This window comes from Phormidesmis priestleyi BC1401 (genome assembly GCF_001650195.1).
In the GTDB taxonomy this organism is placed as follows: Bacteria; Cyanobacteriota; Cyanobacteriia; order Leptolyngbyales; family Leptolyngbyaceae; genus Phormidesmis_A; species Phormidesmis_A priestleyi_B.
Genome location: NZ_LXYR01000115.1, coordinates 1 through 5,610, shown reverse-complemented (window position 1 = coordinate 5,610; position 5,610 = coordinate 1). Strand labels below are relative to the sequence as shown.

Sequence of the window (5,610 nt, the reverse complement as noted above, 5' to 3'; positions counted from 1 at the left end):
GAGTCATTCGTGGGATTCAAGAACGGTCGAATGCGTTTGTCCAGTTCAGGGGCAAATTTCAGCACCCAACGATTGAGGGTGGAATGATCCACCTCAATTCCTCGCTCTGCCATCATTTCTTCCAAATCCCGGTAGCTCAGAGGATAGCGGCAATACCACCGCACATTCAACACGATGATTTCGGGCAAGAAGTGCCGCCATTTGAACAGAGAGTCAGTCGTCATTTAGAGCAAGGCTAGAAAAAATTAAGCTTCCCTACCTTACTATTTTTGCGACACAACCGGGATTTCTGGGTGATTCTTCACCCAATCCCAGAACGAGCCAAATTCAGGCACATTCACCCCGTAGCGCTGGCTAATTTTGCGCCGTATTGATCGAGGGATCGCAGGCAGAAAAGCCCGTAACCCGCTTCCCACAATGCTTTCGTACTTAACGACTTTCCCCTTGCCGTCAAGCCGCAGATTTTGCGGCTTGGCTTGCCACGGGCTGCTGTCTTCGTGTCTAAGAACCGCTAAAGTCCTGTAGCTGTGAGGTTTGCGGGTTTGCCACTGCCTTGATACGTTTTGCCCTAAAAGCTCGTTGGGTTCCCAGTAACCCGTGTCTTCAATGAAGTCGATCGTTGCCTCGAATAGGTCAGGAGCGATCCCGCTGCCGTCGATAAATTCGCGCTTAATCGCCGATTGCCACCCAGATTCAGAAATTAGATTGACTGATTGAATAATTTCTGAAATTGTTTCCCGGTGCGTTGGCGAGGTGATCGGTGTATTGGGGAAGTCGATCTGCCCATCTACTTCTGATTCTGAAATTGATTGATTATATAGTCCTATAATCGTGCAATTCTCGAAAGATGAGATATATGATGTAAACATGTATTCAAGATGAGTCTCTTAAATGAGCCTCATCCCTCCGATATCTGGCATTAAGCGTTTCGGCCTGAGAAACTTTCGCGCTTAATCCAGGTGGATAATTGAGTCCCTAGTAGCTTAGAAAACTACTAGGGATTTTGATTTTGAACGCCATTTAGACATCATCGCCAGCCCTCAAAATCTGATCAGCAGTCAGTTGCAGGTCTGGGAAGGTGGGAGAGATGATCGCCACACTCCCCGTGAAAGACTGCTCTTGATAGAAATCTCCTTTCAACGTCAGCACCACCACTACAGACCGACTCGGATCAATCAGCCAGTATTCAGGAATGCCTCTCGCTGCATATTGATCACGCTTTCGGATTAAATCACGATCACGATTCTTTTTCCCAGGACTGACGACTTCAGCAACCAACTGAGGTGGCGGCATATCCAATTTAATAGTTAGCCGTCGCTGCATTATCTCTAAGTGCTCAGCTCTAAGAATTACTAAGTCTGGGTAGCGATTTGCGGGGTCTTTTGGTTCTAGAACACGCACTTGCATCTCGCAGGTGTGGACTCGAACTAATTGACGACGAACGACTTTGATCAGTAAATCTCGCAGGTTCAGGGCGAAGAAGTCGTTCTCTGGTGATTCAGGTGGCAATTCAAACAACTCTCCATTAATCAACTCATAACGGCGATCGCTTTCGTCGTCATAGTCGAGATATTCCTCAAACGTTCTAAATCGTGGTTTCGCTTGGGTCATCGTCTAGTCTCCTACCCTGCTACAGCAGGTTCTTTAGGCTTTTTCTCAAAGACTTGTATGTTTGGCTCTACCAAGACAAACCCCTTTTCTGTCGGCTGTCCCATTTTCCCAGCGACGGCAGCGACCCACATTGGAAAGTTTGTTTGAGCATCTTCTAGCTTCTTAAACATTTTGGGTTTGAGGGTGACAGAGATGATTTGACCATCGCAGTCAATCTCAAATGATTTCCAGCCATTCTCAACAGTGGCGGCGTTTGGCAGTTCGCTAATTTTGATGGTGAGTTCAAGTTTTCCGGTCACTGGCATCGGTCGTCTCTCCTTCTAATCTTTCAGCCAACGCATAAGACATGATTTCACGGATCGCCTCTATCTGCTCTTTCAAGCTTCTCAGAACCCCCTCTAATGTCTCGTCATCAATCCAACTCTGAAGCCCTGTGGAGTCGGTTAGATAAAGTTCTGCGCTAAAGGTGCCATTAGCATAAGCAGAAACATTAATGCTCGGATCGAAGTGGCGCGATGCTTCAGGTAGAAAGGAAGCATAGACACCCATCGACCAACCCGGTGCAGCGCTTGTTACTGGCAGATCGTCGAAGCCTCGCCACTCTAAATTAGGAAAGTATTTAAGCACTAGATTGCGATCAATCATTCCTTTTTCCTTGCGTCAATTTCATCAGGTTCAAAGACTGCCTCGTCGAAACAATGCAACTGCCTCAAGCTCATCGGTTTCTGCCATCAACACACAACGGCTGAGGATCGCGAGATCCAACCCTTCTAAACCGGGGGTTTGGCTGCGCTGAATGCGTTGATATTCGTTGTCATGCAGATGATAGAGGGCAAAAACTCCATCTTCCCAAAACCAGACTTCAGGAACACCTAAAGCTCGGTACTTAGCGAGCTTAGAGAGGTTACCGCTGGTAAAGATGACCTCGATCGATAAATCAGGAGTCGGTTTTGTTCCACCAATGCAGTAAGACTCATCGGCTTGTACTGAGCTAATGCCTTCTCTTTCTTGAGTCATTGATCCGGTGGGAGTGCAACGAACCCCGTGATCGAAACAGAACGTCATCACTAAGTAGCCGATGATTCGCGAGAAGAATTCGTGATCACGTCCGGGCATGAGAATCTCGATCGTTCCATCGTAGTAAGACAGCTTTGCACGAGAGATCTCTTCAAACTCTCGCTGGAGCCGTTTGAATTTCTCCCACGTTCCCTGTAGAACGATGCGCTGGTCAGTGGGTTTGGTGAGTGTTTGTATCATGGGCGTTAGCTTCGCTCCTTGTAGAGTTCGTCCTCCCTATTTATCCTTGCTCTCAGGAGCAGGGACTTTTTTGTGCTGTTTATCTCTTGCTGCCATCGTCACTAATGCAGCTGCAAGATTAGCAACAGTTCGTACTTCTTCACTTGCCCAACCTTCTAGCGTTTCATACACGTCGTCATCGACGGATATGGTCATTCGCTTTGTCATGTCATCTGTTCTAGTTTGCATAAATGATAGCCCTCCGTTTGAGATGCAAACGATCTTATGCTACATGAGTATTTTGATTCTTATGCCATCAGCATAATACTATGCTACTTTAGCTTTCATAGACAGGCGAAAAAAGGCAGAAACGGGTTAGAGATGCCACACAATGACCCCTCCTTTTTCATGCGCCTAAAAGCATCTCCACAAAAGGAATAAAAGCTCTATGAACGCGACCTTCAGCCCTACGATCACCCGCTCAACTCAAGCCAACTTGCCCGAATCTGCCAGCGTCAGCCACGTCATGCCCATCGGCTTAGATGTGGGCAATGGAGCTGTCAAGCTCTACTCCAGCATGGGTCAAACCTTGATGGAGTCCTATGTTCATTACCTTCCAGAACGGGCGACTCATGCCAACCTCGGTTACGTGGAGTATTTGAGCGGAGAACGTACCGACTTGGCAGGAAAACAGTGGATCGGCGGACTGAACGCCTATTTTCAATCTCCGAGCGGCGTTTATCGCGTCACCGACTCCAACGACGGCAAAACAGAACTCTGTCTGCAATTGTTGCTCAGTGCCTTAACCAGCTTGCCTTACCACAAAGACTGGACACTCAATCTCTGTGCCTCTGTCCACGATGGCAAAGTGTTTGGCAAAGCCATTCGCGCTGCTTTAGAAGGCGTTCATCACGTTCGACTGTTGGGCAAAGAATCAACCGTCACCGTCACGATCGGGAAAATCTTAGAGGAAGGGTCAGGCGTTGCCTACGCCCTGCGAAACGAGTTCGACTTCACGAACGCACTGCTGTTTGACTTGGGCAATGGAACTTCGATCGTCTCTGCCTTCAACGGCTTGCAGATGACTTATCGAGATTATGCACCCGATGCCGGAGTAGAGAAGCTGATTGACGCGATCGCCACCTCGGACTCTGTGCGGCAACATCTCAAACGACCAAGCGATCGTCACTTGATCCGCGCTGGACTGGAGAAAGGTGACTTTTCCTATGGCACTCAACACTCGGATTGGAACTTCAAACAGGCGTACATCGAAGCGCTACCCCGATGGTTTGAACAAGGGTTAAAGCCCTTCGTAAAAGCTGCCTCGACTCGCGTTCCAGCTGCGACTTCAATCATCGCAGTGGGAGGCGGTTCCCTCTTACCTGGAATGGCTGGACTACTGGCGAGGAAAGGGATCACTGTGCCCACCGATGCGAGATGGCTCAACGCTAAAGGGCTTTATCAAATTGCCCTGCGTCTTAGCGGTGAGGTCTAAGCAATGCGAGTCTCAGTGTCAAAAAAAGCGCATCAAACTTTGCTGCTAGAAGTTGCAGCCAGCTTGAAAAGTGATGACCCCAAAGATGGGTTAGAACACATCCTGAATTGCTGGTTAGTACCTTCTCATCCGTTGACTCCATCTACAGGCACCAAGCCAGAAATTGAGTTGACGGCGATCGCAGATTGGTAAAAGTTTTCACTCAAAAGCCAGCCCTCACCTTCCACAGTTTGAAGCTGGCTCTATCCCTAAACAACCGCTAAACAATCACTTGAGGATTTCTCATTATGGCTACGAAAGATTCACTCCTGACCTATCACGACGGCAGGCTTGCCCAGATTGCAGCAATTTATGGCGACTACCTAGAATCGCTCTGCCTCATCGAGAAGTTCGCCATTCTCACAGACATTGCCGCCTGGGGTGATCAGTGCTGTGGTCACTACGAAACAGACTGGTCAAGCTTTGGTGAGTTCATGGCAGAACATGGCGAAACCTCAAAAGACTATGACGCTCACGGGTTGCTCACTCATCCCGATTGTGACTGGACAAACCCGGTTCACTCCATGCCGTTAATCATCGCAATCTGCCACCAGATTGCCGAAGGGACTTACCTACCAGAGGCGGTTGTGTCGCAAAAATAGTAAGGTAGGGAAGCTTAATTTTTTCTAGCCTTGCTCTAAATGACGACTGACTCTCTGTTCAAATGGCGGCACTTCTTGCCCGAAATCATCGTGTTGAATGTGCGGTGGTATTGCCGCTATCCTCTGAGCTACCGGGATTTGGAAGAAATGATGGCAGAGCGAGGAATTGAGGTGGGTCATTCCACCCTCAATCGTTGGGTGCTGAAATTTGCCCCTGAACTGGACAAACGCATTCGACCGTTCTTGAATCCCACGAATGACTCATGGAGAGTGGACGAGACTTACATCGAAGTGAAAGGAGCGTGGAAATATCTTTACCGCGCTGTCGATTCAATGGGCAACACGTTGGACTTCATGCTGAGCGCAAAGCGGGACGGTAAAGCAGCAGCCCGGTTTTTCCGCAAAGTGCTGAAGGCGACTCATACTCAAACACCCCGCGTGATCACCGTCGATAAAAATGCTGCCTATCCGGTGGCAGTCGAAGCCTTGAAAGGCGATGAAACGCTGGCAGCAGAGACAGAATACCGGCAGAGCAAGTACCTGAATAACATCATCGAGCAGGATCACCGCAACATCAAGCGATTGACAAAGCCAATGATGGGATTCGGCTCATTCAACACAGCGAGA

Annotated in this window: 10 protein-coding genes and 1 pseudogene; 4 read left to right on the top strand and 7 right to left on the bottom strand. The window is 48.6% G+C overall.

The genetic code is table 11. The features are described 5' to 3' along the window. From A8707_RS25405 to A8707_RS25375, 7 genes and pseudogenes are all read right to left on the bottom strand, one after another. Positions 1 to 224, bottom strand: a pseudogene (locus tag A8707_RS25405) (IS6 family transposase); the annotation flags it as partial. A gap of 39 nt (positions 225 to 263) precedes the next feature. Next, the gene (locus tag A8707_RS25400; RefSeq protein ID WP_068820159.1) at positions 264 to 869 is read right to left on the bottom strand and encodes a hypothetical protein; all 606 of its coding nucleotides are present in this window, start codon (positions 867 to 869) and stop codon (positions 264 to 266) included. A gap of 151 nt (positions 870 to 1,020) precedes the next feature. After that, positions 1,021 to 1,611: a Uma2 family endonuclease gene (locus tag A8707_RS25395; protein WP_068820157.1), complete on the bottom strand. Its 591-nt coding sequence runs from the start codon at positions 1,609 to 1,611 to the stop codon at positions 1,021 to 1,023. A gap of 11 nt (positions 1,612 to 1,622) precedes the next feature. Then, complete coding sequence (locus tag A8707_RS25390) at positions 1,623 to 1,916, bottom strand: fertility inhibition FinO-like protein (RefSeq protein WP_068820155.1); 294 nt, start codon at positions 1,914 to 1,916, stop codon at positions 1,623 to 1,625. Further along, positions 1,894 to 2,256 carry a hypothetical protein gene (locus A8707_RS25385; protein WP_068820154.1) on the bottom strand — a complete coding sequence of 121 codons (363 nt, stop codon included), beginning with the start codon at positions 2,254 to 2,256 and terminating at the stop codon, positions 1,894 to 1,896. The genes A8707_RS25390 and A8707_RS25385 overlap by 23 nt, the downstream gene beginning before the upstream one ends. Positions 2,257 to 2,286: 30 nt before the next feature. Further along, the gene (locus A8707_RS25380) at positions 2,287 to 2,868 is read right to left on the bottom strand and encodes a Uma2 family endonuclease (protein ID WP_068820152.1); all 582 of its coding nucleotides are present in this window, start codon (positions 2,866 to 2,868) and stop codon (positions 2,287 to 2,289) included. Between the two features lie 36 nt (positions 2,869 to 2,904). Then, on the bottom strand, positions 2,905 to 3,096 hold the full coding sequence (locus A8707_RS25375) for a ribbon-helix-helix domain-containing protein (protein WP_068820150.1): 192 nt from the start codon (positions 3,094 to 3,096) through the stop codon (positions 2,905 to 2,907). Positions 3,097 to 3,295: 199 nt separating this feature from the next. Between A8707_RS25375 and A8707_RS25370 the strand changes: the two genes are divergently transcribed. The 4 genes from A8707_RS25370 to A8707_RS25355 all read left to right on the top strand — a co-directional run. Further along, entirely contained in the window at positions 3,296 to 4,342 is a 1,047-nt protein-coding gene (locus A8707_RS25370; protein WP_068820148.1) for a ParM/StbA family protein, read from the top strand. A gap of 3 nt (positions 4,343 to 4,345) precedes the next feature. After that, the gene (locus A8707_RS25365; protein ID WP_068820147.1) at positions 4,346 to 4,534 is read left to right on the top strand and encodes a hypothetical protein; all 189 of its coding nucleotides are present in this window, start codon (positions 4,346 to 4,348) and stop codon (positions 4,532 to 4,534) included. Between the two features lie 95 nt (positions 4,535 to 4,629). Next, on the top strand, positions 4,630 to 4,983 hold the full coding sequence (locus A8707_RS25360) for a hypothetical protein (protein ID WP_068820145.1): 354 nt from the start codon (positions 4,630 to 4,632) through the stop codon (positions 4,981 to 4,983). Between the two features lie 39 nt (positions 4,984 to 5,022). Beyond that, the coding region (locus A8707_RS25355; protein ID WP_068819877.1) for an IS6 family transposase at positions 5,023 to 5,610 on the top strand (588 nt) is incomplete at its 3' end.

What these genes read in the sequence shown, in the direction of transcription:
- A8707_RS25400 (WP_068820159.1), bottom strand. Translation starts at nt 869, where the DNA reads ATGTTTACATCATATATCTCATCTTTCGAGAATTGCACGATTATAGGA.
- A8707_RS25385 (WP_068820154.1), bottom strand. Translation starts at nt 2,256, where the DNA reads ATGATTGATCGCAATCTAGTGCTTAAATACTTTCCTAATTTAGAGTGG.
- A8707_RS25375 (WP_068820150.1), bottom strand. Translation starts at nt 3,096, where the DNA reads ATGCAAACTAGAACAGATGACATGACAAAGCGAATGACCATATCCGTC.
- A8707_RS25360 (WP_068820145.1), top strand. Translation starts at nt 4,630, where the DNA reads ATGGCTACGAAAGATTCACTCCTGACCTATCACGACGGCAGGCTTGCC.
- A8707_RS25370 (WP_068820148.1), top strand. Translation starts at nt 3,296, where the DNA reads ATGAACGCGACCTTCAGCCCTACGATCACCCGCTCAACTCAAGCCAAC.
- A8707_RS25365 (WP_068820147.1), top strand. Translation starts at nt 4,346, where the DNA reads ATGCGAGTCTCAGTGTCAAAAAAAGCGCATCAAACTTTGCTGCTAGAA.
- A8707_RS25390 (WP_068820155.1), bottom strand. Translation starts at nt 1,916, where the DNA reads ATGCCAGTGACCGGAAAACTTGAACTCACCATCAAAATTAGCGAACTG.
- A8707_RS25395 (WP_068820157.1), bottom strand. Translation starts at nt 1,611, where the DNA reads ATGACCCAAGCGAAACCACGATTTAGAACGTTTGAGGAATATCTCGAC.
- A8707_RS25380 (WP_068820152.1), bottom strand. Translation starts at nt 2,868, where the DNA reads ATGATACAAACACTCACCAAACCCACTGACCAGCGCATCGTTCTACAG.